This is a genomic window from Alteromonas genovensis (assembly GCF_010500895.1).
In the GTDB taxonomy this organism is placed as follows: Bacteria; Pseudomonadota; Gammaproteobacteria; order Enterobacterales; family Alteromonadaceae; genus Alteromonas; species Alteromonas genovensis.
Map to the genome: position 1 here is coordinate 631,912 of NZ_JAAAWO010000001.1, position 25,604 is coordinate 657,515.

Genomic DNA, 25,604 nt, shown 5'->3' on the forward strand with positions numbered 1-25,604 from the left:
TAGTTTTTATCGACCGTGGTAGAAAAGACCTTAACCTTTGAATTTCGCGGGTAAGTCCATTTTTCATCTTTAAATGCAAGAAGCCTTGTACTTATTCCAAAGCCGTTTAATGATAGAATACTCTTTTTAAGTTGTGGATAAAACTGGAAAATGGCAAAACGTAAAACTGCTTATGTGTGTTCAGACTGCGGTGCGGAGTTTCCTCGTTGGCAGGGACAATGCACAGAGTGTAAAGAATGGAATACCATCAGCGAGTTTGTAGTGGCTAGCGCCAAAGAAAATACGCGTCAAGTAAACGCTGGGTATGCGGGTCAAACAGCGGCAAAGATTGAAAAATTAAACGCCATTGACCTAGAAGCGCTGCCTCGTTTTTCTTCAGGTTTTAAAGAGCTGGATCGCGTTCTTGGCGGCGGTATTGTTCCAGGAGCAGCCATGCTAATTGGTGGCTCACCCGGAGCAGGAAAAAGTACGCTTTTACTTCAGGTAATGTGTCAAATGGCGAAGACTGAGAAGGCACTGTATGTGACCGGTGAGGAATCGCTACAGCAAGTTGCCATGCGCGCTAAGCGTTTGTCCCTACCCGATGACAACTTAATGATGCTAGCCGAGACCAACGTCGAAACAATTTGTGAACTAGCACTGACTGAAAAACCAAAAATAATGGTTATCGATTCGATCCAAGTTATGCACGTTGCAGACGTTCAATCAGCGCCGGGTAGCGTGTCTCAAGTTCGAGAGGGAGCTGCCTATTTAACCCGCTTTGCCAAACAAAATCATATTGCCATGTTTATCGTTGGTCACGTGACAAAAGATGGCAACCTTGCAGGGCCTAAAGTGCTCGAGCACTGCATTGATAGCTCCATGATGTTGGAAGGGGAAAGCGATGGGCGTTATCGCACCTTGCGCAGCCATAAAAACCGCTTTGGTGCGGTCAATGAGCTGGGCGTTTTTGCGATGACTGAAAAAGGCTTGAAAGAGGTAAAAAACCCGTCTGCCATATTTTTAAGTCGTGACGAGAATGAAACTCCAGGCTCTAGCGTTATGGTTATCTGGGAAGGCACCCGTCCATTACTTGTAGAAATTCAAGCGCTGGTAGACTATTCACAAATGTCTAATCCAAGGCGGATTGCGGTGGGCCTTGATCAAAACAGGCTGTCGATGCTACTTGCCGTACTTCATCGCCACGGCAACGTTCAAATGAACGATCAAGATGTGTTTGTGAATGTAGTGGGTGGGGTAAGAGTAACAGAGACCGGTGCCGACTTGGCTTTGCTATTAGCAATGATTTCAAGCTTTAGAAATCGTTCGCTGCCTAACGATCTTATTGTTTTTGGCGAAGTGGGTCTAGCGGGTGAAATTAGGCCTGTTCCCAACGGCACCGAACGCATCATTGAAGCTGCAAAGCATGGATTTAAACGTGCCATAGTGCCAAAAGCTAATATGCCGAAGCAAGCTATGCAGGGTATGAAGGTAATACCGGTAGCCCGTTTGTCTGAAGCACTAGATGCGTTGGAACAGTAAGATAAGGTCTATTTAAAAGTAGGTGTTAATTAGCGTGTTCATAAACAGCATTGACCAACGCATTGAGATCTTTTTCATCAATGCTGTCATCTGGGCTATTTAAACTAATTAAGCGGCGCAGGGCACTGACGCAATTTATATCCATTTGTGATACCTTACATCCCAATGACACCTTCGACTTGCGGCTATCTGAATGTCGATACAGCTGCTCTATATACAGAGTGATGAGAGGGCTATCCTCGTTGGCCCTAAAGTTAGCCACGTATGGGTCGTGACTATCGAAAGGCAATTTAACCAGTTCAGTTTCACTCGCGAGGAGCTTGATCCCTTGTAGGGATACGTCATGAACAATGACATCTATTTCGCTATCGTTGTGGGCAAGCTTTCCCGGAACATTTAATGCAACCCTTTGAAATTGGCGCTTATCTGTCATGCTCTCTTTTCTCTTTAAGTCCTATTAACCCCAGTATTAGCGAATAACGGCGGGTTATCAACGTAAAGAAATAATAATTTGCGAGATGACGTTCATTTTGGCAGGTAGTAGGTGTGTCGTAACATAAAAAGGCCCTCTGTTTGAAGAGGGCCTTATCGTTGCTTATTACTGCTAATTGTTACTTAATACTGTTTACTAATGCTAATGAGTTAATAGCTGCGGTGTAAGCGTGCTAGTATCGCACCATTACGTTTCTCAGCGTTGTTCACAACGATGTTATTAACTACTTAGACATGCGTTTGTACTTCAAGCGGTGAGGTTCCACAATATCTTTACCAAACTCTTGCTTAAGCCACGTTTCGTAATCGGCATAGTTACCCTCAAAGAAGTTAATATTGCCTTCGTCACGGTAATCCATAATGTGAGTCGCGACTCTGTCTAGGAACCATCTATCGTGCGAAATGACCATCGCGCAACCAGGGAACTCCAACAAGGCATTTTCAAGTGCACGTAACGTCTCTACGTCTAGGTCATTCGTGGGCTCATCCAGTAGCAACACGTTCCCGCCCGCTTTTAATAGCTTCGCTAAATGGACTCGGTTACGCTCACCGCCTGACAAGTCTTTGATAAACTTCTGCTGGTCGTTACCTTTGAAGTTAAATCGGCTGCAGTAGGCGCGACTGGCAATTTCGAAGTTACCAATTCGAATGATGTCTTGATCATCCGAGATTTCCTTCCATACCGTGTTGTTTTCATTCATGTGATCACGGAACTGCTCAACAGCGGCAATGTTGACCGTATCGCCCAGCTCGATGCTTCCCGCATCAGGCTGCTCAGCACCCGTTAGCATTCTGAACAGGGTAGATTTACCCGCACCATTTGGACCAACAATCCCAACGATAGCGCCCTTTGGAACGCTAAACGATAAATCATCGATAAGCACGCGGTCGCCATAGGACTTTTTAAGATTCGATACATCAATAACCTTATCGCCTAAACGCTCACCTGGTGGAATGAATAGCTCGTTCGTTTCATTTCTCTTTTGGTAATCACCCGTTGAGAGTTCTTCAAATCGCGCCATACGGGCTTTGCTCTTGGCATGGCGACCTTTAGGGTTTGAGCGAACCCATTCAAGTTCTTGTTTAATACTCTTTTGACGAGCAGATTCAATGCGTTCTTCTTGCTCTAGTCTGCTCTCTTTTTGCTCGAGCCACGATGAATAGTTGCCTTCCCATGGAATGCCTTCACCACGGTCAAGTTCTAATATCCATCCAGCTACATTATCTAAGAAGTACCTATCATGGGTAATGGCTACCACAGTGCCTTCGTAGTCGTGTAAGAAGCGCTCTAGCCACGCTACAGATTCCGCATCCAAGTGGTTAGTGGGCTCGTCTAATAGCAGCATTTCTGGTTTTTCAAGAAGTAGGCGACATAATGCAACCCGACGACGTTCACCACCTGATAGCTTGGTTACATCAGCATCCCACGCAGGAAGCCTTAATGCATCGGCAGCACGCTCAAGCACGTTTTCAAGGTTGTGCCCATCTTTGGTAGCAATGATCGCTTCAAGTTCACCCTGCTCTTTAGCCAAAGCATCAAAGTCGGCGTCAGCGTCTGCGTAGGCAGCATAAACTTCGTCAAGGCGTGTCAGTGCATGCTTAACATCGGCTACGGCCTCTTCAATATTGCCGCGAACGTCTTTGGTTTCATCAAGACGAGGCTCTTGCGATAAGTAACCTATCTTCAATCCAGGTTGAGGACGCGCTTCACCTTCAATATCGGTATCGATACCTGCCATGATACGCAAAAGTGTTGATTTACCTGCACCGTTTAGACCAAGTACGCCAATTTTTGCTCCTGGAAAAAAGCTGAGAGAGATATTTTTAAGAATTTGTTTTTTCGGTGGCACAATTTTGCCAACGCGATGCATACTATATACGTATTGAGCCATGCTCTAACCTCGTTTAAACGCGGTGAAAAATCAGATGATTATGATTTGGTGATAAAATTGGGTACTAGTGTACTCGCAACACTATAGCGTGCGCTAGTCTGTAACGCCATGGAAGTAAGCGCTTGATGCTTTTTTGCGCGTTCAGCATGCAAGTACAGAAAAAGGCATCGGAGCACCCCGGTATTTAGGATAAACTTGGGAATATATTTGCGAATTTACGATAGCTTGCAAGGTCGGCATGAGTTTACAACCTAAGCGTTTTTTAATTAAACGGTAATGAGCGGAGCAGTAAACAACGATACACGGACAATATTGGTATAAAATTTCGTGAGAAAGGTGCTTGAATTGAAAAAGTGCTGATCACTCATCTTCAATCGTGTGTATTTAAATATTAAATTGTTAATAGGTAATTAAGTGTATGACAGCCATTAATAAAGGAACTTACCGTTTAGCCGAGCTTGCCAGCCATGTTGGTGGGGTTGTACAAGGAGACAGCACTACGCCTATTTCCTCAGTTGCCACGTTAGCAGGCGCTAAACATCATCAGATTTCATTTCTGACCAACCCTAAATACAAGTCTCAGTTGGCAGAAACACACGCTGGTGCGGTGATAGTGCACGATAAGGTAAAAGGCGATGTAAAGTGTGCTGCGCTCATTGTAGACAACCCTCATGTTGCCTTTGCGCGTATCGCTCAGCTATTCGATACAACGCCAGCAGTAGCATCAAACATTGCTCAAACCGCTATTATTGCGTCTTCCGCTCGACTTGGAAGTGATGTCTCTTTAGGTGAGAACGTTATCATTGAAGATAATGTAGTACTCGGAGATGGCGTAAGTATTGGCGCTAATACCGTAGTTCGTAAGGGGACTCACATCGGTCAAGGGAGTACGCTTTACCCCAACGTGACAATTTATCACGACGTGGTAATAGGCAAGCGAGTGACTATTCACAGCCAAACTGTTGTTGGCTCGTCGGGCTTTGGCTACGCCAATGATAAAGGCGTATGGTTACCTATTCCTCAGTTGGGTTCGGTGCGCATAGGCGATGACAGTCAAATTGGAGCAAGCACCAGTATTGACCGCGGTGCCTTAGACGACACAATAATTGGCGATAACGTGATTATTGATAATCAGGTGCAAATTGGCCATAACTGCATCATTGGCGATCATTCTTGCATCTGCGGCTCCACAGGCATTGCAGGGAGTTGCAACATCGGTAAGCACGTTATTATAGCGGGTGGCTGTGGTGTAAATGGCCATATAAGCATCTGCGATAATGTACAGGTAACTGGATTCACAATGGTGGTGCAAGATATTACTTCACCTGGGGTTTATTCATCAGGCCAGCCCGCTCAAACCAATCTTGAGTGGCGTAAAAACACGGTAAGACTACAAAAAATTGGGAGTCTATTTGACCGAGTAAAAGCACTAGAAAAACAGGTCTGATGTGCTTGTAGCCGAGGATTTACGTTAAACCTAGGCCATTTAAATTAATTTAGCCATAAAGCGGTATACAAGTGATCGAAAATGACTAGAATATGGCTCCAAAATTACGCTGTCTGAGCATGACTCATCAGGTTGAGGATTGCACTTTTTGCGCAACATTGTTTACCGTGCCATAAATAATCGCAGTTAAGGAGCCCCCATGTTTTCTCGCGAAATGAACATAGCTGACTTTGATCCAGAATTAGCCACAGCAATGGCCAATGAAGTTCAGCGTCAAGAACATCACATTGAGCTAATAGCCTCTGAAAACTACTGTAGTCCGCGTGTGATGGAAGCTCAGGGTTCTCAATTAACCAATAAATATGCTGAGGGATATCCAGGCAAGCGCTATTACGGCGGTTGTGAGCATGTTGATGTAGTAGAGCAACTTGCCATTGATAGAGCGAAGCAGCTGTTTGGTGCTGAATACGCTAACGTCCAGCCTCACGCTGGCTCACAAGCAAACACTGCTGTTTTCATGGCATTGCTTGATGCAGGCGATACGGTATTGGGAATGAGCCTGTCTGAAGGCGGCCACCTTACTCACGGCTCACATGTAAACTTCTCTGGTAAAACGTACAATGCGGTTCAGTACGGGCTTGACAATGAAACCGGTGAAATTGATTACGCGCAAGTTGAAGCGCTAGCGAAAGAACACAAGCCAAAAATGATCATTGGTGGTTTCTCTGCATACTCAGGCATTGTTGACTGGGCTAAGTTCCGCGAAATTGCAGATAGCGTAGGCGCATATCTGCTTGTGGACATGGCTCACGTAGCAGGTTTAGTTGCGGCAGGTGTTTACCCTAATCCACTTCCACATGCGCATGTGGTAACGACGACTACCCACAAAACGTTGGCCGGTCCTCGCAGTGGTCTTATTCTTTCATCATGCGGCGACGAAACGCTATACAAGAAATTCAATAGCTCAGTATTCCCAGGTAACCAAGGTGGCCCACTTTGCCACGTTATTGCAGCAAAAGCAGTTGCCTTTAAAGAAGCACTTGAGCCTGAGTTTAAAGTATACCAACAGCAAGTAGTGGCAAATGCGAAAGCAATGGTTAAAGTGATGCAAGAGCGCGGTTACAACATCGTCTCTGGTGGCACAGATAATCACTTGTTCCTTCTTGATTTAATCGACAAAGACATCACTGGTAAAGACGCTGACGCAGCATTAGGTTCAGCGAACATTACAGTGAATAAGAACTCTGTGCCTAACGACCCTCGTTCACCGTTTGTCACTAGTGGTCTTCGCATTGGTAGCCCTGCAATCACTCGCAGAGGTTTCAAAGAAGAACAAGCACAGCAGGTCGCTACGTGGATTTGTGATGTACTTGATAACATGGGCGATGAGTCTGTAATCAAGCGCGTGCAAGGTGAAGTAGTCGAACTATGCTCAAAGTTCCCTGTTTACTCGTAAGTAAATAGGTTTGTCTTTTATTGCGTACTTTGGTACTAATGCACTCTTGCATCTCTGCAATTTGCATCAGCCTAAGTACGCAATTATAAAGGATATTCTATGTTTTGCCCTTTTTGTTCAGCGCAAGAAACGAAAGTTATTGATTCTCGCTTAGTTGCAGAAGGGTATCAGGTACGAAGACGTAGAGAATGTGCTCAGTGCCACGAACGTTTTACTACGTTTGAGGGGGCTGAATTAGTTATGCCTCGTGTGATCAAGCGAGACGGCTCCCGCGAACCGTTCAACGAAGACAAGCTACGAGCAGGGCTGCAGCGAGCGCTAGAAAAGCGTCCTGTAAGCACAGAAAAAGTTGAACAATGTATATTATCCCTCAAATCCGAACTTCGTGCGACCGGCGAAAGAGAGGTTGAAAGCGAATTCCTCGGCACTCTCATTATGAAAGCATTGAAGGAATTAGACAAAGTTGCCTACGTGCGCTTTGCCTCCGTTTATCGATCCTTTGAAGATATAAGAGAATTTGGTGAGGAAATTGCGAGGCTTGGAGACTGACCACAGGACACCACGTGCAGCAAAACACCGTTAAATCTGATTATTATTGGATGGCTAAAGCCATTCAACTTGCAAAAAAGGGCCGTTACACCACGTCGCCTAACCCGAGAGTCGGTTGCGTTATTGTTGATGAACATAACCACTGTATTGGTCAAGGGTATCACGTAAAAGCCGGCACTCCCCATGCCGAAGTTCATGCGCTACACCAAGCTCGAAAGTCACACGAAAAATCTCTAGACGCCGCCACTGCCTATGTCACACTTGAACCTTGCAGTCATTACGGTCGCACTCCTCCTTGTGCTGAAGCGCTTATCAATGCAAACGTTGCAAGGGTGGTAATTGCAATGACAGATCCCAATCCTAATGTAAGTGGCAATGGTATCCGCAAGCTGCAAGAAGCTGGCATAGAAGTGGTGAGTGACATAATGGCTGCAGAGGCGGCTGCGCTCAACCCAGGGTTTGTGAAGCGAATGCTTACTGGAATACCTTTTGTGAGGGTGAAGTTAGGCATTAGTTTAGACGGAAAAATAGCGTTAGAAAACGGCGTGAGTCAGTGGATTACTGGGCCTCAGGCTAGACGAGATGTTCAGCGCCACCGTGCACAAAGCTGCTGCGTGCTCACAGGTTCTGGCACCGTCTTAGCCGATGACCCCAGTTTATTAGTTAGGCCATCTGAAGCGCAATTCAGTGACTATCCGCTGGACGAAATTAGGCAGCCTGCTCGTGTTGTTGTTGACAGCAAGGGTGTGATCAATGGCGAGTACCAATGCTTGAACGACGCGCACACCACGCTTATTGCAACATGCAAAGCGCATGTGGATACGGACTCACAGCATTATCTATCGGTTACGGAAAACCAGGGGCGCGTTGATTTGCACGCGCTTATGCAAGCTTTAAGTGATAAGCAATACAATGAAGTGTGGGTTGAAGCTGGGCCTGGACTTGCCGGCGCACTTTTAGAAGCCGGGCTGGTGGATGAGTTGATCTGTTATCAAGCGCCGAAGCTGCTAGGTAATAAAGGAAGAAGCATGGTCACTTTGCCTAGTTTTACGGCCATTGAACAATCTATTTCGCTCTCTCTTATTGAAAATCGTCAGGTTGGTAACGATATTAAGCTAACTTACCGCCCCGACACTATGAGTCCGCGTAATTAAACGCGGCAACGAGGACAGCTATGTTTACTGGTATTATTGAAGCACTAGGCACAATTCAAAAGCTAGATAACCGGGGTAAAGATATCCGGTTAACTGTATCATCTAAGCATCTTGATATGTCTGATGTGGCCCTTGGCGATAGTATTGCCACAAATGGTGTATGCTTAACAGTAACTGACTTTGGCGATGACTACTATTGCGCAGATGTATCTACTGAAACCATAAAACTGACTGGGTTTAAGCATTACCGCGCAGGCTCTACCGTAAACCTCGAAAAGGCAATGCGTCCTACGGATCGCTTCGGCGGTCACATTGTTTCCGGTCACGTAGATGGTGTGGGTGAAGTAAGCCAAATTATTAAGCACACCGATTACGTTGAGATTTGGGTCAAGGCTCCAGAGGCAATTGCTAAGTATATTGCACACAAAGGCAGTATCACTGTAGACGGTGTAAGCTTAACGGTAAACAAAGTTAATGGTGCAGAGTTTATGCTGTGGATCATCCCTCACACGTTGAAGGAAACAGTACTAGGCACCTATAAGGTTGGCACCGAAGTCAATTTGGAAGTTGATGTCATTGCCCGATATCTAGAGCGCCTAATGCTTGGCGATAAAGCTGCTGAGCCTGTAGAAAAAGGTATTGATATGGCGTTTTTAGCCGAGAACGGATTTTTAAAAAAATAACCCTACAAGAAGTATAAAATATGGCATTTAACACATCAGAAGAAATAATAGAAGATATCCGTCAGGGTAAGATGGTTATCTTGATGGATGATGAAGACCGCGAAAATGAAGGCGATCTGATTATGGCGGCCGAACATGTGACGCCAGAAGCCATAAATTTTATGGTAACGCATGCAAGGGGCCTTGTTTGTCTTCCTATGACGCCTGACCGCTGTCGCCGACTGAATCTTCCTCTTATGGTAGACAAAAACGAAGCTCAGTTTTCTACTAATTTCACTGTCTCTATAGAGGCTGCTACTGGCGTTACTACTGGTATTTCAGCGGCAGACCGGGCGACAACAATCAAGGCTGCGGTTGGCAAAGATGCTAAAGCGACGGATATTGTTCAGCCAGGTCATATTTTCCCGCTTATCGCTAAAGAGGGTGGTGTGTTAAATCGTGCAGGTCACACTGAGGCGGGTGTCGACTTACCTCGTTTAGCTGGACTTGAGCCTGCAGGTGTTATCGTTGAAATTCTGAATGAAGACGGCACAATGGCCCGTCGACCAGAGCTAGAAACGTTTGCAGCGAAGCACGATTTGAAAATTGGCACCATTGCCGATCTCATCGAGTACCGAAACTTGAATGAGACGACCATTGAGAAAGTAGCCCAGTGCAATATTCCTACTGAATACGGCGATTTTGAACTGCATACATTCAAAGACAGTATCGACAATCAGCTTCATTTTGCCCTCAAAAAAGGCGAAGTATCTGAAACATCGCCAACGTTAGTGCGTGTTCACCTTCACAACACTTTTAGTGATCTGCTTGGTTCTACACGGGGTATCAACCGCTCGATGACGCTCTCCCAAGGTATGCAAAAAATTGCAGACGAAGGCGGCGTGTTGGTTCTACTCGGTAAGGACGAACAAATAGAAAATCAAGTGAGACGTTTCGCTGCTGAAGACAGAGGTGAACAGCCAGCCGGTGCTGACTGGCAGGGTTCATCTCGTACTATCGGTGTGGGCAGCCAGATATTGGCATCGATGGGCGTACATAAGATGCGTTTATTAAGTAAACCCATAAAGTACCATGCGCTATCGGGGTATGGTCTAGAAGTTGTAGAATACGTTCACGACTAACAGGTCATTGTAGAAATAACGTGTTTTTTAATTTTAATTATTGCAAAAACACGTTGGTGGCATGACCGCTATATTAGAAACAGAAAGTGTGCTGATGCGCACTTTTTGTCTATTTACACAGGTTTCAACGACCTAGTTTTAACGATAGTGCGCTGCGGCGAATAAAGTCGTTGGATAAAAAAACAATCGATTCAGTTTAGGTGCAGTTGTGGTATACTTCGCGCCGCTTTTTCTCGAGGAATGAAAACATGCAAGTCATTGAAGGTAACATCCGCGCTACGGGTAAAAAATTCGCTATTGTAGTTTCACGCTTTAACAGCTTTGTTGTTGAAAGCCTATTAGAAGGCGCGCTTGATACGCTAGAGCGTCATGGTGAAGTAAATGGAGACGATATCACAGTAGTACGTGTTCCGGGTGCCTATGAGCTACCTATCGTGGCGAAAAAACTTGCCGAGAAAAAGTCATTTGACGGCATCATTGCACTTGGCGCAGTTATTCGTGGCGGCACACCGCACTTCGATTTTGTAGCGGGTGAGTGTAATAAAGGTTTAGCGCAAGTTTCGTTAGAATACGGCGTACCTTTGTCATTTGGCGTTATCACAACGGATTCAATTGAACAGGCTATCGAGCGTTCAGGAACCAAAGCTGGCAACAAGGGTGCAGAAGCTGCACTTGGCGCGCTAGAAATGGTTAACGTTATCGATGCTGTTGAAAAGCTTTAAGGTAATTATTTAGTGAAAGTTTCAGCTCGTCGTAAAGCCCGTGAATTAGCCTTGCAAGGCATTTATTCATGGCAAATGAGTCATAACGATATTCAGCAGATTGAACTGGCGTTAGCTACCAGTAATGATATGCAGAAAGTTGATATGGCATATTTCCAAGCGCTCCTAAAAGGAGTGGCACACAACGCAAGTAATTTGGATGCGACGATTAAGCCTTACCTTGGCCGATTGCCAGAAGAGTTAGACGCCATTGAAAAGGCGATTCTTCGTATAGCTACGCTGGAACTGACTGAGCGCATCGATGTGCCATATCGCGTCATCATTAATGAAGCTATTGAACTAGCTAAATCATTCGGCGCTGAAGACAGCCACAAATTCATCAATGGTGCACTCGACAAAGCAGTTAAAACGCTGCGAAAAGACGAGCGCGACTAACCTATTTCAGTGACACTGGACGTTACTTAAGGTTTCTAAATTACCGTGAAAGAATTCGACCTTATCGGCCGCTACTTTTCTGCTGGCGGTCATAAAAGACGAGACGTAGTTATTGGTATTGGTGATGATTGTGCCGTTACTATGGTGCCTGAAAATCAGCAACTCGCAGTAACTACTGATACGCTTGTAGCAGATGTCCACTTTCTAAGAGATGCGCCCGCTAAGTCAGTGGCGTACAAGGCCGTTGCAGCCAACCTTAGTGACTTGGCAGCTATGGGTGCAGAGCCTGCTTGGATCAGCCTGTCCCTGTCCCTACCTGAGGTTAAGGAAGCATGGTTAAGTGACTTTGTTACCGGTCTCTACGAGCTTACTCAATACTACTCTGTACAGCTAATTGGTGGTGATACGGTTAAAGGTCCTATGGCCATGACTATCACTGCACAAGGTTTTATCCCTCCAGGTTCAGAGTTGACCCGCAGTGGCGCCAAACCCGGTGATTGGGTGTACGTTACTGGTACACTGGGCGATGCAGGTGCCGGTTTAGATATCTTACAAGGTAAGTTAGACGTTGCCGGCGAGGCGAGAGACGTGCTGATAAATAGGCATTATTTCCCTACACCTCGCGTTGCGGTTGGAACAGCAATGCGTCGTATTGCATCTTCTTGTATCGACGTATCTGATGGCGTTATTTCCGACTTAAAACATATCTTAAGTGCATCTGGCTGTGGTGCTAATCTTCACGTTGATCGTCTGCCGTTATCCAGAGCACTAACAAGTGCGGTATCACAGGATGAAGCCATAGAATATGCGCTTTCTGCTGGTGACGATTACGAACTCATTTTTACCGTATCGGAAGAGCAGCGAGGGAGCCTTGAAACCTCTATCGCGAGTACAAACGTGAAGGCAACGTGTATTGGTCAGCTTACCGGCCACAACGATAAGCTTTCACTGTTTAAGAATGACGAAAAGTACACGCCAAAGCAGTCTACAGGCTACGAGCATACCTTTTAATATGGACATTTAACATGCAGGCTGAGTTTCGAGCTAGAGTAAGTATGAAGAACCCAGTGCACTTCTTAGCGCTTGGGTTTGGCAGTGGCTTAGTCCCCGTTATGCCGGGTACCTTTGGTTCTCTCGCCGCTATCCCTCTGCTTTTATTGTGTATGGGTCTATCTACGCCTTCCTTTATTGCCGTTACGCTTATAGCTTCAGTCGTGGGCATCTATCTGTGCGGTAAAACCGCTGATGATATGCAGGTACACGATCATGGTTCTATTGTATGGGACGAAATTGCAGGCATGTTTGTTACGTTTTTATTTTTACCGCTAACGGCATCAACACTCGTTTTGGGGTTTGTGTTATTTAGACTATTCGATATTCTTAAGCCCTGGCCTATTGGCGTTATCGATAAACGGTTACATGGCGGTACGGGAATAATGCTTGATGACCTACTTGCAGGTGCAATGGCATGCGCGTGCTTGCATATTTGTGTAACCCTGTATCCTGCTGTACTTACCCTGTTTTAAAAAGGCATATGCTTTATTAAGCCATCTGTTTTATCAAGATATGCAAGAGGGTAGTTGACGAAACTTATAGTAAAAGCCCGCATTATTGCGGGCTTTTTCGTATCTTTTCTTTTTAGCGCTAGAATTTATAACGCTAAAAGCGCATTTGTTAAAAGCCCAGACGTTAAAAACCAAGCTACTAAAAACTAAGCGACTAAAACCTACCTTGCCAAAAACTGGGTGGCGCTGGCTACAATGCCTTTTGCATCCAATCCGTGCTCTTCGTACATTTCTTGCTGCGTGCCTTGCAAAATGAAACTATCAGGAAGACCAAGCGTCTTAACTCGCTTCATTACACCGTGTTGCTGAAGGTGTTCGATAACCGCGCTACCAGCACCGCCCATGATACAACCGTCTTCAAGTGTCAACAGCACATCATGCTCTTGTGCAGCCTTTAAAACAGCATCGCCATCAAGGGGCTTTACAAAGCGCATATCAATAACGGTAGCGTCGATGGCCTCAGCTGCCTCAAGTGAATTTGGTAGCAAGCAGCCAAAGTTAAGAATGGCGACGCGCTGGCTTTCCTTGGCCATACTTTCTCGACAAGTGCGCGACTTTCCTATCGCCAGTGCTGTCATTGCTTTGTCGGGCGTTACGCCCATGCCTGAGCCACGAGGATAGCGCACGGCTGCGGGCTGGTTAGCTAAGTGGCCTGTGTATAGCATTTGGCGGCATTCGTTTTCGTCTGAAGGTGCCATTACAATGAGATTTGGAATACAGCGTAAAAACGCGATATCAAATGCGCCTTGGTGAGTAGGGCCGTCAGCACCCACAATGCCGGCTCTGTCTATAGCAAAAAGCACCGGTAAATTCTGTATAGCTACATCGTGAATAAGCTGGTCGTACGCCCGCTGAAGGAACGTAGAGTAAATCGCCACAACTGCATTGAGGCCCTCTTTGGCTAAACCTGCACCAAAGGTCACGGCGTGCTGTTCTGCAATGGCAACGTCGAAGTATTGCTCGGGATATTGTTGAGAAAATGCAACCATGCCGGAGCCTTCACGCATAGCTGGCGTTACCGCCATGAGTTTAGGATCTTTCGCCGCCATGTCACACAGCCACTCGCCAAATATCGCAGAGTAGGTAGGCGCGGTTGCTTTTGATTTTGGTAACGCGTTATCGGCCGGGTTAAACTTGGGCACCGCGTGGAATTTAATTGGATCTTCTTCAGCAACCGCATAGCCCTTACCTTTTTTGGTAACAACATGAAGAAGTTGAGGGCCTTCAAATTTTCGCATATTGCGTAAGGTATCGACCACTGCGTTTACATCGTGCCCATCTATAGGACCAATGTAGTTAAAGCCAAGCTCTTCAAAGATAGTACCCGGAACGACCATTCCCTTGAGATGCTCTTCAGCTCTACTAGCAAATTCTTTAATGGGTGGGACATTGCTTAATAGCTTCTTTCCGCCGTCGCGTATAGAGTTAAATAGGTTACCTGTTAACAGGCGCGCCAAATGGCTATTTAGGGCTCCTACGTTCTCAGAAATAGACATCTCGTTATCGTTGAGGATAACAACCATGTCTTTTTTGATATCACCTGCATGATTGAGCGCTTCAAACGCCATACCTGCCGTCATTGCACCGTCGCCAATGACCGATACAATCTTGCGGCCCTTTGCTTCTTTCTCTGCAGCAACTGCCATACCCAAAGCTGCACTGATTGATGTAGAGGAGTGGCCAACTGCAAATGTATCGTAGTCGCTTTCGCCAGGCCAAGGGAAAGGGTGCAGTCCGTCTTTTTGTCTAATGGTTGACATGCGATCAGCGCGCCCCGTAACTATTTTATGGGGATAAGCTTGGTGGCCCACATCCCATATAAGACGGTCGAACGGCGTATTATAGATATAATGAAGCGCCACGGTTAATTCCACCGTGCCTAAACCAGAAGCAAAATGTCCGCTACTTTGACTTACACAAGTCAGAAGGTACTCGCGAAGTTCATCGGCAAGTTCGCGCAGCTTCTCTTGAGGTAACTGCCTTAATTTGTCCGGCGTCTGCGCGAGGGCAAGCGTGGGGTAATGTTGGAGGTCTAAACTCATTTATTTATTATCTTTTTCAACATGGCGCGTGGCTAGTGGTCACGTTTTACCAAAAGCTCGCTAAACGCAATTAAACTGTCTGTATTGTAAGGTAATCGGGTTAAGGGTTGTAGTGCCTTTTCATGCAGCACTGCCAATTCCTCTTTCGCACCATCTAATCCAAGCTTTGCAGGGAAGGTATTTTTTCCCTGGGCTTCATCAGAACCTGCCGGTTTCCCAAGAATCTCGTTACTACCTTCTACGTCCAAAATATCGTCTTGGACTTGAAATGCGAGGCCAATGTTGCTGGCGAACACCAAAAGGTCAGCTTCTGACTGCTTGTCCAAAGTGCCGCAAACAGTGGCAATCATCTCAACACAAGCGCGAAGCAATGCACCGGTTTTAAGCCTATGAAGCATTTTTAATGCATCAATGTTTATGGTTTGCCCAGTGCTTGCTAAATCAATAGCTTGGCCGCCACACATGCCGTGATAGCCCGCACAGTTTGCAAGTATGCTAAGCAGCTTTGCGCGTTTAGTATCGCCAAAATCGCTAAGCTCGGCGTCGGCGAGTATACTAAACCCAAGTGTCTGAAGTGCGTCGCCAGCTAAAATGGCTGTTGCTTCGTCAAAAGCAATATGACAAGTAGGCATGCCGCGTCGCAAGTCGTCATCGTCCATAGCGGGTAAATCATCGTGCACCAGTGAATAGGCGTGCACACACTCAATAGCCATGCTAATGGCCATTTGATCTTTCTTTGGTACGTCGAGAGTGTTGCCCACAACATGCACCAGCAGTGGTCGCATGCGCTTGCCGCCCGCCAGAAGGGCATGGCGCATGGCTGCCTTCAATTGCGGTGCATAATCGGGAAGTTCTTCGATAAGTTTTAATAAAGACGCATCAGTTTGCTGCTTAACTTGCTGATGCAGAGCAGAGAAATTCATTAAATTACCTGTAGTTAAAAAGTGAGCAGATTAGGGTTGCTCACTCTCAGGGAGCGATTGAAGTGTTTCTTCGCCTTGTTCATTAAGCAGGATTTGTACTTTCTGCTCAGCAGTTTCAAGGGACTTTTGGCCTTGTCTAGAAAGCGCTATGCCGCGTTCAAATTTTTCCAATGCTTTATTTAGCGGCAAATCGCCGTTTTCCATTTCATCGACGATCGATTCCAATTCAGCAAGGGTTTCTTCAAACGTCGCGGTATCCGTTTTTTTTGTCATAAAAGTGCTCGATAATGGGCAAAATTACCATATGGCGCACATTAACGGACGGTAGCAGATGGGTCAAATGGTTTGTCCCAATATCGAGCATCCGGCTGAGCATCTGGCCAAATGCTTGGTCTTGTCTCTTGGAGTTAGTAAAGACCAATTTTACTCAGCGTCATTCATTTGTGTATTAGCTCTTCGCAGTGTCAACACTTGGGCCTGTGGAATCTTGAGCGGCTTTGAGTGTGTGGACCTTTGTTGCGAAAATATACAGGGAGGGTTAATACGCCCTAAGTGGTGTTGATATAAAAGATAACTCAACAAACATTACGCATAATGAAGTGAGGCGATACATACTATTAGCGACCTAGATAGTTATCGCTATCAACAAAGTCATTAAATATTTACTATTGCGTAAAAGACAGGAGATATTTGTGATATTTTTCAACAATGTTGTTATAGATTTTCTATACTTTGCCGATAGAATCAGAGTATATCACTAGTACTAGCTGCATATTTAAGAGGAAGAGTGAGTGGATTTAGCAACCGTAATAGGCATGTTGGGAGCCATCGGCTTTATCGTAATGGCGATGTTGATGGGCGGTACCATGAGTATGTTTATCAACGTGCCTTCACTTCTTATCGTATTCGGTGGAAGCTTGTTTGTTGTTTTATCTCAGTTCACATTGGGCCAATTCTTTGGTGCAGGTAAGGTGGCTGGTAAAGCCTTTATGTTTAAAATCGATACGCCAGAAGAGCTAATCGAGAAAATTGTAGAAATGGCTGATGCAGCGCGCAAAGGTGGTTTCTTAGCCCTAGAAGAAGCAGAAATAAGTAACGAATTTATGCAAAAAGGCGTCGACATGCTTGTTGACGGTCACGACATTGAGGTAGTGAGAGAAACGCTATCAAAAGACATTAAAATGACAACAGACCGACATGAGTTCGGGGCAACTATCTTTAAAGGCATGGGCGACGTTGCGCCAGCAATGGGAATGATAGGGACGCTAATAGGCTTGGTTGCCATGCTCTCTAACATGGACGACCCTAAATCTATCGGCCCGGCAATGGCGGTTGCACTTCTTACCACTCTCTACGGTGCCTTCTTTGCCAACATTATATGTTTACCTATTGCGGTTAAGTTGTCTAACCGAGCAGCAGAGGAAAAACTGAATCAAAGCCTTATTCTAGACGGAATTGTGGGTATAGCCGATGGCCAAAACCCTCGCGTTATCGATGGCATCTTGAAAAATTACCTAGCGGCGAGTAAGCGCAGCACCGGTGAGGAAGAGTAATGGCTGAAGAAGAATGTCCTAAGTGCCCACCCGAAGGCCTCCCAGCGTGGATGGGGACATTTGCCGATTTAATGTCGTTGCTGATGTGCTTCTTTGTACTGCTTCTTTCATTTTCAGAAATGGATGTTCTGAAGTTTAAGCAAATAGCAGGCTCTATGAGTTTTGCGTTTGGTGTGCAAAACAAGATAGAAGTGAAAGATATTCCAAAAGGCACCAGCGTTATTGCAATGGAGTTTAGACCGGGAAAGCCAGATCCTACGCCAATTGAAACCATTCAACAGCAAACCATTGAAATGACGCAGCAGATGCTGGAGTTTCAAGCGGGTGATGAAGATTCTGCTGGGGGCAGGCAGAAACAACGCGGCGAGCAACGAGGAGGGCAAGCGCAGCAAACTGCAACAGACTCGTCCTCCTCCGCATCGCAAAGCTCAGAGGAGTCTCAAACGGCTGAGTTAATGAAAAAAGTGGCCCAGCAGCTTCAAAAACAAATTCTCGATGGCTCAATTGAGATGGAGTCGTTAGGTCAACAGCTTACCATTCGCATACGTGAAAACGGTTCGTTTTCAGCGGGCTCTGCGTTTTTACAGCCACAGTTTCAGCCTGTAATTCGTAAAATTGGAACACTGCTGGCAGATGTACCAGGTGAGATAGCCATATCTGGCCACAGTGACGGGCAACATATCGCGAACGAGCTGTACCGCTCAAACTGGGACTTGTCTGCTCAGCGAGCCGTTGCTGTTGCTGAGGCCATGCGAACTGCGCCTGGCTTCGACGAAAGCCGCATGTCGGTAGTAGGGATGGCCGATACCAATCCTATTGTGGAAAATGCCACATCAGCATCCGATAGGGCGAGAAACAGACGGGTTGAAATTAATATAAATCAAGGCGAACCTATGATTTCAAAACCTATCTCCGTCATCGATGATTAGAGTGACTGGTGTCAAATAAGGCTCTCAAAGAAGCTTTTAAATTGCGCCTTTCAATTGAGCCTTTCAACTAAGAATTTCAACTAAGGCTGCCAAATAAAATCAATACTCATCGTTTGATCGCTCACTTGATAAAAGCCAGATGGTAAAAGTCAGATGAAAAAGCCGTTGAGAAAAAGAAAAAAAAGCGACGCAATTGCGTCGCTTTTTGTTTATCAGGCCTGTAGATTCCGCCTCACTTTAATTTTAATTAAGTTCCGCGGGCCAATAAATCTCTGTATTGAGGCTTTGAAATAACAAGCTGTACCGTACTTATCGTTCTCTCAAGAAAGCCGCCTTCGCAGTACTTAAGATAGTAAGTCCACATGCGAACAAAACGTTCATCATAGCCGTCTTGAAGCAGGTCGTCTTTTGCCGCTATAAAAGCTTCATACCAGTGATTTAATGTTTTTGCATAATCGATACCGATATCGTGCAAGTCTCTGATCATCATGTCGGAATGCTTTTTAAGATGGGCATTAAGTTGATACTGAGAAGGTAAAAAGCCACCTGGGAAAATGTATTTCTGAATAAAGTCTACGCTGTTCGAATAACTTTCATAGCGTCTATCATCAATGGTAATTGACTGTAAAAGCATAAGACCGTTTTCTTTAAGCAACGACGAGCACTTTTCGAAGAAATTACCCAAAAACGAACGACCCACTGCTTCTATCATTTCAATCGAAACAAGTTTGTCGTATTTGCCTTCTAATAAACGGTAGTCTTTTTTGAGAAGCGTCACTTTATCTTGCAGTTGTTCTCGCGCAATCCAGTCTTCCGCCCACGCATATTGCTCTTCAGATATTGTGGTCGTGGTGACTTTACAGCCATAATGCTTCGCTGCGTATACTGCTAGTCCACCCCAGCCTGTGCCAATTTCTAAAAGATGATCATTTTCATTAAGCTTAAGTTTGTCGCATATGGTTTTAAGCTTATGATTTTGCGCTTCGTTCAACGAGGCGTTTGGGTCTGGATAAACTGCAGATGAGTACATCATTGTACCATCGAGAAAGCGAGTATAGAGTTTGTTGCCCAGGTCGTAGTGGGCTTCAATATTCTTTTTGGCTTGGCTAGTGGTGTTGCGGCGTGCAAAGTGCTGTAACTTCATCACAGGCATTGTTAGCCACTTAAATTTATTCTCCCACTCATCGAGTGTAGGCAGGTTACGTGCGAACACCTGCACCACAGCGGTCACGTCATTACTGTCCCAGTGACCATCCATATAGGCCTCGCCGGCACCAACACTGCCACCAAGCAAAAGGCTACGATAAGCTTTTACATCTTTAATATTTACAACGGCTGATAATTCATCCTGCTCGTTGCCAAACGTTGCAATAGTGTCGCCGTTTTCTTGAATAGTAAGGTTACCAAGGGGGAGGTGTTTCAAACATTTAAGAAACAGCGTTCTACAGGTTTTGTCTATAAACGAAACCTCTGATGTAGAGAGTAATACAGATTCACCAAAAGACATTTTTTATTTTTCCTGACTCTTTTCTGGGTGTGTATATAAAGGCGTCTTTTTTATAAATAGCATAAGTGCTTGCCAATATATTCCCAATACAGTTTTCATTGTCATACTAGGTATACGTCTCATTACTTTAGTTAGATTCGCATTATCTAAAGTAAATTTGTTTAAATTTATTCCGGCACAAAATTCTTTGTCTGCTCTAACGCAATCCATTACCAATGATAGCTTATCTGAAGGTTGCGTTATGCGCCATTGATAGGTCATGTCCATTGGGTTAAATGGAGAAACATGGAAAGCTTTAGGCGTATCTTCTTGTGTCGACAAATCGACCAAGTAGTAGTGCCTTTCATTCCACGGCGTATTGCTGACTTCAGCAAGCATATGGCTAAACGTACCGTCGCCTTGCCTGAGATAGTAAAAATTCACAGGGCTAAAGTACAGCCCCCACATGCGCAATTGCCCCAACATAAATACGTCGCCATCTAACGCGGTGTCGCCGTTTAACGATGTCATCTTTTCAAGCACTGCGTCTTTTAGAGGTTTCCCATCATCGCTTAGGTAATCACTGCGTTTAAACCGTGCTCGCGCCCACTTGCGAATTGAAAAATGTGTTAAATTCTCTGATAACGCGTTGAGCTCTGACTCGTCTAACTTTAGCCAAAACAAATAAATGTCGTAAACAAATTTGTGCTTCGTTGGCTTAAAACGTTCGTGATAAACACTGCCTTTGTATATGGCACTTTCTATTTGCATTGCCGTCACAGTGTCTCACCGAAACGCTTACATACGTCTAAGGCGCTCACTACACCGTCTTCATGAAAGCCGTTGTACCAATACGCACCGCAAAAATGTAAATTATCAACGCCACAAATTTCAGAACGACGTTGCTGTGCATTCACCATGTCTGCGCTGTATTGGGGATGAGAGTATCGATATTGCCCAAGAATTTTGCTTTTATCTATTTCGCTCGTGTTATTCAGCGTGACTGAATAAGTGTTTTTAGCAGTTAGGCGCTGAAGAATATTCATGTCGTAAGTGACAGACGCGGGGCGCATTTCTTCGGTAGCGTCTTCTTTAAGACGATAATTCCAGCTAGCCCATGCTAATTTACGCTTTGGCAATTGCCCAATATCTTTGTGCATAACCACGTCATTCTCGCCGTACGGTATGTTGCCCAAAATATCTTTGTGTGAGGCCGTTGCATTATCTAGCATGGCTAATGCTTGGTCACTGTGACAGGCAAATACCACGTCGTCAAAATGTGCCACGCCACCATTTACATCGGTGACAGACCATAGCTCACCTTCTTTAGTCACTTTGTTGACACCACAAGACAGCTTTATCTTCGATTCAAAAGGAGCGATTAACGGAGCAATATACTGACTAGAGCCGCCAACGATGGTGTACCACTGTGGTCTGTCGGTAATGTTGAGGAGGCCGTGGTTATTAAAAAACTGTAGAAAAAAGGTAAGGGGAAAGCGTCGTGTTTGCTCAAGGCTGCTCGACCAAATAGCGGCGCACATTGGTAAAATATAATAACGAGCGAAATCATCGCTTAATCCTAACTCGTCAATAATGTCTTGCAGCGTAAGGGCAGATGTATCTCTCTTTTCAGCCACCATTGACTTACAGGCTTTATTAAACTTGAGAATATCGCGAACAATGCGCCAGAATTTGGGGCGAAGAATATTTCTGCGCTGCGCGAAAAGACTATTAATCGTGTTGCCATTATATTCAATGTTGGCTTTTTTGCTGGTAACAGAAAAGCTCATTTCAGTTGGCTGACACTCTACGCCAAGCGCAGTCATTAATTTAATAAAGTTAGGGTATGTCCAATCATTGAAAACAATAAAGCCGGTATCTATGTTGTGGGTTTCACCTTCATCCACAATTGTCTTTGTTGCTGTGTGACCGCCAATGTAATCATTCGCTTCATAAACAGTGATGTCATTTTTCTTATTTAAAAGGTGGGCACATGTTAAACCTGCGATACCTGTACCCACGATTGCTACTTTTCTTGTCATTATTATATTTCTCTTAAACTACTTATTTGTCGTTGCGCATGGATAGGGACAATCGCTTTTGCAGACCAGATGGTAATACATTCATGAACCTTAATATATAGCCAAACATTCTCGGGAAAAAGATCGTACGTTTATCGCTTTCAATCCCTTTCAACATACTTTCAGCTGCTTCTTGAGCCGTTATTTTCATTGGCATATCAAAGTCATTCTTTTCTGTTAACGGCGTTTCTACAAAGCCAGGCGATACTGCTTGTACCTTAACGCCTCTGTCGTGCAAGTCTACTTCGAGACTTTTCGTAAAGTAGTGCAGGGCTGCTTTACTTGCGCCATAGGCTTGTGAACGAGTAAAGGGAAGCAATCTAGCCATACTATCTACAATAACTAAGGTCTTACCCGCTTTCAGGTTGTGGATGAATGCATCCACGCAGTTAACTACACCGAAAAAGTTAGGCTCGAATACTCTGCGAAACATATCGGATTCAAATTGATCAATATCCACATACTCACAAGTACCCGCATTTAACACTGCGATATCAAACTGAATGTCTTTTAGCGCATTTTTAGTATCATCAAGTGATGACACGTCAAATTGACATGAAGTGATGTTCTCATGGCGTGCTAACTCATTGAGCGCTTCTTCATTTCTACCGCACGCAATTACGTCGTAACCCTTTTGGGCTGCATGCTCAGCAAGTGCTTTTCCGATCCCCGATGTTGCTCCAGTAATTAGCAATGTTGTCATTTGGCGAGTCTTCCTTTTATCTTCTTAATCACAAAACCTAATAAAGGTACGTGTTCATAGACCATTTCGCCCAAATCGTAATAATCCTTGTGATAAATAATGATGTCGTCTTTCACTCCTAGTTGAGTGGTTCCATCTAAAGTAATAACCCTATCGCTTCCTTTTAAGGTTAAGGTCATTGTCCAATTTGCAATATGTGTCACGTTACACTTTGAGGGCGCACATTCTAGTATGTCAGCGATATTGAATTTACAGGTGTCGGCTTGCTCAAGAAGATTGCTGAAATACGACTTCACCGCATCAAGACCTCGATGGGTGGTGATAGGGTCTATGAATACGATATTTTGTGAATAAATCTCATTAAGATCCTCGGTAGATATTTTACAAATGTCTGTGTAAATTTTACAAAATCGTTGAATGACTTCCATACTAAATCCTTTGCACGCCTTGGCATGTCTACTTCTCAGGTAATAGGTTCTGATTAAATAAATCAATATATGACTTATCTTATACAGCGCGTGTACCAGTATTAGTGTGCTATTAGTGCGCAAGGTTCAGCGCGACTGTGTTCGTGTGTTTTCTTTATATAAAGAATGACTCGTTACAAAAGATGACACAAGCTCTTGAATTTAATTAACTCTTTCTAATATAAAAGTCGATTAAATTATAAACATTACCGCTTCTGCTCAAGATTAGATCAAGAGTAAAAAAGTCAGTGTGAAAATATTTCTCATATGGATCCAATTCATACCCACTACCGTACCTCTTTATGTATTCTTGGAAGTGTGGTGTATGAGTAATAATCGTTTTCCCTTATTCCCATTATCTGCCCATCTGTTACCAGAAGGTAGAATGGCGTTACGAATTTTTGAGCCCAGATATTTGCGCATGGTTAAAGAGGCATGCGCCGAAAACAAAGGGTTTGTTATGTGTATGTTAAATGCCAACGGCGATAAGTCGGCGAATGAACATATACATAAAATAGGTACGTACGCCACGGTGGTCGACTTCGATATGCTTGATGATGGCTTGCTTGGCATAAAGGTTGCTGGTTCTCATCTAGTTGAGGTCGAAGACATTGCTGTCGAGCATGATGAATTGAGAACGGGAGTGTGTAATCCCATCGATTCATGGAACTGTGACCTATCAACTCAACAAATAGCGCCTATGGACGAGCGACTTAAAGAAATATTCGGGAATTATGAAGAGTTAGCGTCGTTATACGATGAGCCGAAATTTGATAGCCCGAACTGGGTATTAAATAGATGGCTAGAACTATTACCGGTAGACGGTTCGCAAAAGCAGCATTTTCTTGAACAACGAGAATGCACTAACTTGCTAAAGTATCTGTCTACATTAATCGGTTAATGCGTCATTTGAACAACATGACAACTTCATTACAAAATCGTAACGCGCAAAGTGCGATTTTTCCGAACGTTTTAAGTCAAAAAGCCGTAGTATGATGCAACCAAAACGGAAAAGCGGACGAATATTATGTTAGTTGGAATTCCATTGGAACAGAGCAATAGCACAATCAAACCAAAAGAATGTGCTACCGAAATGTCTGAATACCTTGTAGCGGTTGCTGACGCTCGCTGTAAACGCTCATTTTCTCGAGTCTTTAATTATTTTGCACCTCGCCTTCGCTCCTACGCATTAAAACAAATGGGTAACGAGGCTTTAGCGATGGAGCTAGTACAAGACACCATGTCTAATGTGTGGCAAAAAGCCCATCTTTTCAATGCTGAAAAAGGGTCGCCATCTACATGGATATTCACAATCGCACGAAACATACGTTTCGATATGCTGCGCAAGCTACAAAACAGAAAAGAAGACGTATGCTCTGATGACTTGTGGCCAGTATTGTGTGAACAAACTGCTGATTTAAACGAAGCGCCCCTTGACGAGCAAGTAACGCTTGAGCAAATTGGGTATATGTTTGAAGCGTTACCGGTTAAACAAAAAGCAGTAATTGAAGCTATCTATATAGATGGCAAATCTCAGCAAGAAGTTGCAAACGAACTATCTATTCCATTAGGTACAGTGAAGTCGAGAACTCGACTAGCACTTCAACGTTTAAAAGGTATGCTGAACGACAATGATTAAGTTTCACCCAAGTCCTCAACAGATTACAGAATTCGTTGAGGGCAGTCTTACGCCAGCTGTATCGCTATTGGTGTCTGCACACTCTGACATGTGTGAGCAGTGTCAAATGCGAATTGAAAGCGAAACTGAAAGCCTTGCGGCTGACATGGTGTTAGAAATAGAAGAAAGTTTTGACGAATCTGCTCAGTTTGGCGATATGTTGTCTCAAATAACGCAGGCACCGTCGTCATTAGAATCTGATGCTAGAACGTCTAAAGAGACGAGCATTTTCAAAGAGAAGTCGGTAACAATTGAGCTAGACGGTCGTACCTTTAAATTACCACGTACACTGCATCGCTACATCGACAAAACGGGCAATTGGTCCAGTTTGGTCGGAAAGCTTTGGCAGGCACCTGTTGATTTAGGTAATCAAGGTGTGGCTAACTTTATCTTTATGGGCAGCGGCGGAAGCGTCCCTGAGCATACCCACAGAGGTACTGAGTACACGTTGGTTATCGACGGTGAATTTAGTGATGGTTTAGCTAATTACGATACTGGCGATTTCATTTTTATGGATGGCAACAAGACCCACACCCCTAAGTCGGACACGAAGGAAGGGTGTTTGGTTTTCAGTATTGTGGATCAGCCTTTACACTTCACGTCAGGTTTGGCTCGGTTGCTCAACCCGTTCAGTCATCTGTTCTTCAGATAGGCTAGAAAAAGTCCCAACAAATAAAAAACGCACCGAAGGTGCGTTTTTTTGCT

26 protein-coding genes are annotated in these 25,604 nt (G+C 44.6%); 16 read left to right on the forward strand and 10 right to left on the reverse strand.

Translation table 11 applies throughout. From position 1 onward, the window contains the following. The first annotated feature begins 150 nt into the window (after positions 1–150). Positions 151–1,521: a DNA repair protein RadA gene (gene radA, locus GTQ48_RS02640; RefSeq protein ID WP_032096915.1), complete on the forward strand. Its 1,371-nt coding sequence runs from the start codon at positions 151–153 to the stop codon at positions 1,519–1,521. Between the two features lie 25 nt (positions 1,522–1,546). Here the strand turns inward: radA and GTQ48_RS02645 are convergent, their stop codons facing one another. Both GTQ48_RS02645 and ettA read right to left on the reverse strand, forming a co-directional pair. Then, entirely contained in the window at positions 1,547–1,954 is a 408-nt protein-coding gene (locus tag GTQ48_RS02645) for a PilZ domain-containing protein (protein WP_163105024.1), read from the reverse strand. 283 nt (positions 1,955–2,237) lie between these two features. Continuing rightward, positions 2,238–3,905, reverse strand: a complete 1,668-nt coding sequence (ettA, locus tag GTQ48_RS02650) for an energy-dependent translational throttle protein EttA (RefSeq protein ID WP_032096917.1) — start codon at positions 3,903–3,905, stop codon at positions 2,238–2,240. Between the two features lie 418 nt (positions 3,906–4,323). On the opposite strand from ettA, the gene lpxD reads away from it, so the two are divergent. The 10 genes from lpxD (at position 4,324) to GTQ48_RS02700 (ending at position 12,998) form a co-directional block, all read left to right on the forward strand. After that, the gene (lpxD, locus tag GTQ48_RS02655) at positions 4,324–5,352 is read left to right on the forward strand and encodes a UDP-3-O-(3-hydroxymyristoyl)glucosamine N-acyltransferase (RefSeq protein ID WP_163105025.1); all 1,029 of its coding nucleotides are present in this window, start codon (positions 4,324–4,326) and stop codon (positions 5,350–5,352) included. A gap of 199 nt (positions 5,353–5,551) precedes the next feature. Next, positions 5,552–6,808 (forward strand): serine hydroxymethyltransferase, encoded by a 1,257-nt coding sequence (gene glyA / locus GTQ48_RS02660; RefSeq protein ID WP_032096919.1) that lies wholly within the window; start codon positions 5,552–5,554, stop codon positions 6,806–6,808. 99 nt (positions 6,809–6,907) lie between these two features. Next, positions 6,908–7,357 carry a transcriptional regulator NrdR gene (nrdR, locus tag GTQ48_RS02665; RefSeq protein WP_032096920.1) on the forward strand — a complete coding sequence of 150 codons (450 nt, stop codon included), beginning with the start codon at positions 6,908–6,910 and terminating at the stop codon, positions 7,355–7,357. A gap of 14 nt (positions 7,358–7,371) precedes the next feature. Further along, complete coding sequence (ribD, locus tag GTQ48_RS02670; protein ID WP_163105026.1) at positions 7,372–8,511, forward strand: bifunctional diaminohydroxyphosphoribosylaminopyrimidine deaminase/5-amino-6-(5-phosphoribosylamino)uracil reductase RibD; 1,140 nt, start codon at positions 7,372–7,374, stop codon at positions 8,509–8,511. A 20-nt stretch (positions 8,512–8,531) separates the two neighbouring features. Then, the gene (locus tag GTQ48_RS02675) at positions 8,532–9,194 is read left to right on the forward strand and encodes a riboflavin synthase (RefSeq protein ID WP_032096921.1); all 663 of its coding nucleotides are present in this window, start codon (positions 8,532–8,534) and stop codon (positions 9,192–9,194) included. 20 nt (positions 9,195–9,214) lie between these two features. Continuing rightward, entirely contained in the window at positions 9,215–10,315 is a 1,101-nt protein-coding gene (gene ribBA, locus GTQ48_RS02680) for a bifunctional 3,4-dihydroxy-2-butanone-4-phosphate synthase/GTP cyclohydrolase II (protein ID WP_032096922.1), read from the forward strand. 248 nt (positions 10,316–10,563) lie between these two features. Then, positions 10,564–11,037, forward strand: a complete 474-nt coding sequence (gene ribH / locus GTQ48_RS02685) for a 6,7-dimethyl-8-ribityllumazine synthase (RefSeq protein ID WP_163105027.1) — start codon at positions 10,564–10,566, stop codon at positions 11,035–11,037. A gap of 12 nt (positions 11,038–11,049) precedes the next feature. Then, a complete protein-coding gene (nusB, locus tag GTQ48_RS02690; protein ID WP_032096924.1) occupies positions 11,050–11,472 on the forward strand; it encodes a transcription antitermination factor NusB in 423 nt (140 codons plus the stop codon). A gap of 45 nt (positions 11,473–11,517) precedes the next feature. After that, positions 11,518–12,483, forward strand: a complete 966-nt coding sequence (gene thiL, locus GTQ48_RS02695; protein ID WP_163105028.1) for a thiamine-phosphate kinase — start codon at positions 11,518–11,520, stop codon at positions 12,481–12,483. A gap of 14 nt (positions 12,484–12,497) precedes the next feature. Then, entirely contained in the window at positions 12,498–12,998 is a 501-nt protein-coding gene (locus tag GTQ48_RS02700) for a phosphatidylglycerophosphatase A family protein (RefSeq protein ID WP_163105029.1), read from the forward strand. Between the two features lie 200 nt (positions 12,999–13,198). On the opposite strand, the gene dxs is transcribed toward GTQ48_RS02700, so the two are convergent. Genes dxs through xseB form a run of 3 tightly spaced genes read right to left on the reverse strand, consistent with a single transcriptional unit; the run spans position 13,199 to position 16,275 of the window. Then, positions 13,199–15,079: a 1-deoxy-D-xylulose-5-phosphate synthase gene (dxs, locus tag GTQ48_RS02705; RefSeq protein WP_163105030.1), complete on the reverse strand. Its 1,881-nt coding sequence runs from the start codon at positions 15,077–15,079 to the stop codon at positions 13,199–13,201. A 32-nt stretch (positions 15,080–15,111) separates the two neighbouring features. Next, on the reverse strand, positions 15,112–16,002 hold the full coding sequence (locus GTQ48_RS02710; protein WP_163105031.1) for a farnesyl diphosphate synthase: 891 nt from the start codon (positions 16,000–16,002) through the stop codon (positions 15,112–15,114). 30 nt (positions 16,003–16,032) lie between these two features. Beyond that, positions 16,033–16,275, reverse strand: a complete 243-nt coding sequence (gene xseB / locus GTQ48_RS02715) for an exodeoxyribonuclease VII small subunit (RefSeq protein ID WP_032096929.1) — start codon at positions 16,273–16,275, stop codon at positions 16,033–16,035. 518 nt (positions 16,276–16,793) lie between these two features. Here xseB and pomA point away from each other — a divergent pair. Beyond that, positions 16,794–17,555 carry a flagellar motor protein PomA gene (gene pomA, locus GTQ48_RS02720; RefSeq protein ID WP_163105032.1) on the forward strand — a complete coding sequence of 254 codons (762 nt, stop codon included), beginning with the start codon at positions 16,794–16,796 and terminating at the stop codon, positions 17,553–17,555. Beyond that, positions 17,555–18,484, forward strand: a complete 930-nt coding sequence (locus GTQ48_RS02725) for a flagellar motor protein MotB (RefSeq protein ID WP_163105033.1) — start codon at positions 17,555–17,557, stop codon at positions 18,482–18,484. Before pomA ends, GTQ48_RS02725 begins: the two co-directional genes overlap by 1 nt. 247 nt (positions 18,485–18,731) lie before the next feature. Here the strand turns inward: GTQ48_RS02725 and GTQ48_RS02730 are convergent, their stop codons facing one another. Genes GTQ48_RS02730 through GTQ48_RS02750 form a run of 5 tightly spaced genes read right to left on the reverse strand, consistent with a single transcriptional unit; the run spans position 18,732 to position 23,182 of the window. After that, positions 18,732–19,991, reverse strand: coding sequence for an SAM-dependent methyltransferase (locus GTQ48_RS02730; protein ID WP_163105034.1), 1,260 nt, complete (start codon positions 19,989–19,991; stop codon positions 18,732–18,734). A 3-nt stretch (positions 19,992–19,994) separates the two neighbouring features. After that, positions 19,995–20,741 carry a DUF1365 domain-containing protein gene (locus GTQ48_RS02735; protein ID WP_163105086.1) on the reverse strand — a complete coding sequence of 249 codons (747 nt, stop codon included), beginning with the start codon at positions 20,739–20,741 and terminating at the stop codon, positions 19,995–19,997. Between the two features lie 5 nt (positions 20,742–20,746). Continuing rightward, complete coding sequence (locus GTQ48_RS02740; RefSeq protein ID WP_163105035.1) at positions 20,747–22,012, reverse strand: NAD(P)/FAD-dependent oxidoreductase; 1,266 nt, start codon at positions 22,010–22,012, stop codon at positions 20,747–20,749. Positions 22,013–22,034: 22 nt separating this feature from the next. Then, a complete protein-coding gene (locus GTQ48_RS02745) occupies positions 22,035–22,754 on the reverse strand; it encodes an SDR family NAD(P)-dependent oxidoreductase (RefSeq protein ID WP_163105036.1) in 720 nt (239 codons plus the stop codon). Further along, positions 22,751–23,182, reverse strand: coding sequence for a nuclear transport factor 2 family protein (locus GTQ48_RS02750; protein WP_163105037.1), 432 nt, complete (start codon positions 23,180–23,182; stop codon positions 22,751–22,753). Before GTQ48_RS02750 ends, GTQ48_RS02745 begins: the two co-directional genes overlap by 4 nt. 364 nt (positions 23,183–23,546) lie before the next feature. Between GTQ48_RS02750 and GTQ48_RS02755 the strand changes: the two genes are divergently transcribed. The 3 genes from GTQ48_RS02755 (at position 23,547) to GTQ48_RS02765 (ending at position 25,551) form a co-directional block, all read left to right on the forward strand. Continuing rightward, positions 23,547–24,122, forward strand: coding sequence for an LON peptidase substrate-binding domain-containing protein (locus GTQ48_RS02755; protein ID WP_163105038.1), 576 nt, complete (start codon positions 23,547–23,549; stop codon positions 24,120–24,122). Positions 24,123–24,248: 126 nt separating this feature from the next. Beyond that, on the forward strand, positions 24,249–24,860 hold the full coding sequence (locus GTQ48_RS02760) for a sigma-70 family RNA polymerase sigma factor (RefSeq protein WP_032096937.1): 612 nt from the start codon (positions 24,249–24,251) through the stop codon (positions 24,858–24,860). Then, positions 24,853–25,551: a ChrR family anti-sigma-E factor gene (locus GTQ48_RS02765; protein ID WP_163105039.1), complete on the forward strand. Its 699-nt coding sequence runs from the start codon at positions 24,853–24,855 to the stop codon at positions 25,549–25,551. Before GTQ48_RS02760 ends, GTQ48_RS02765 begins: the two co-directional genes overlap by 8 nt. Positions 25,552–25,604: the final 53 nt, after the last annotated feature.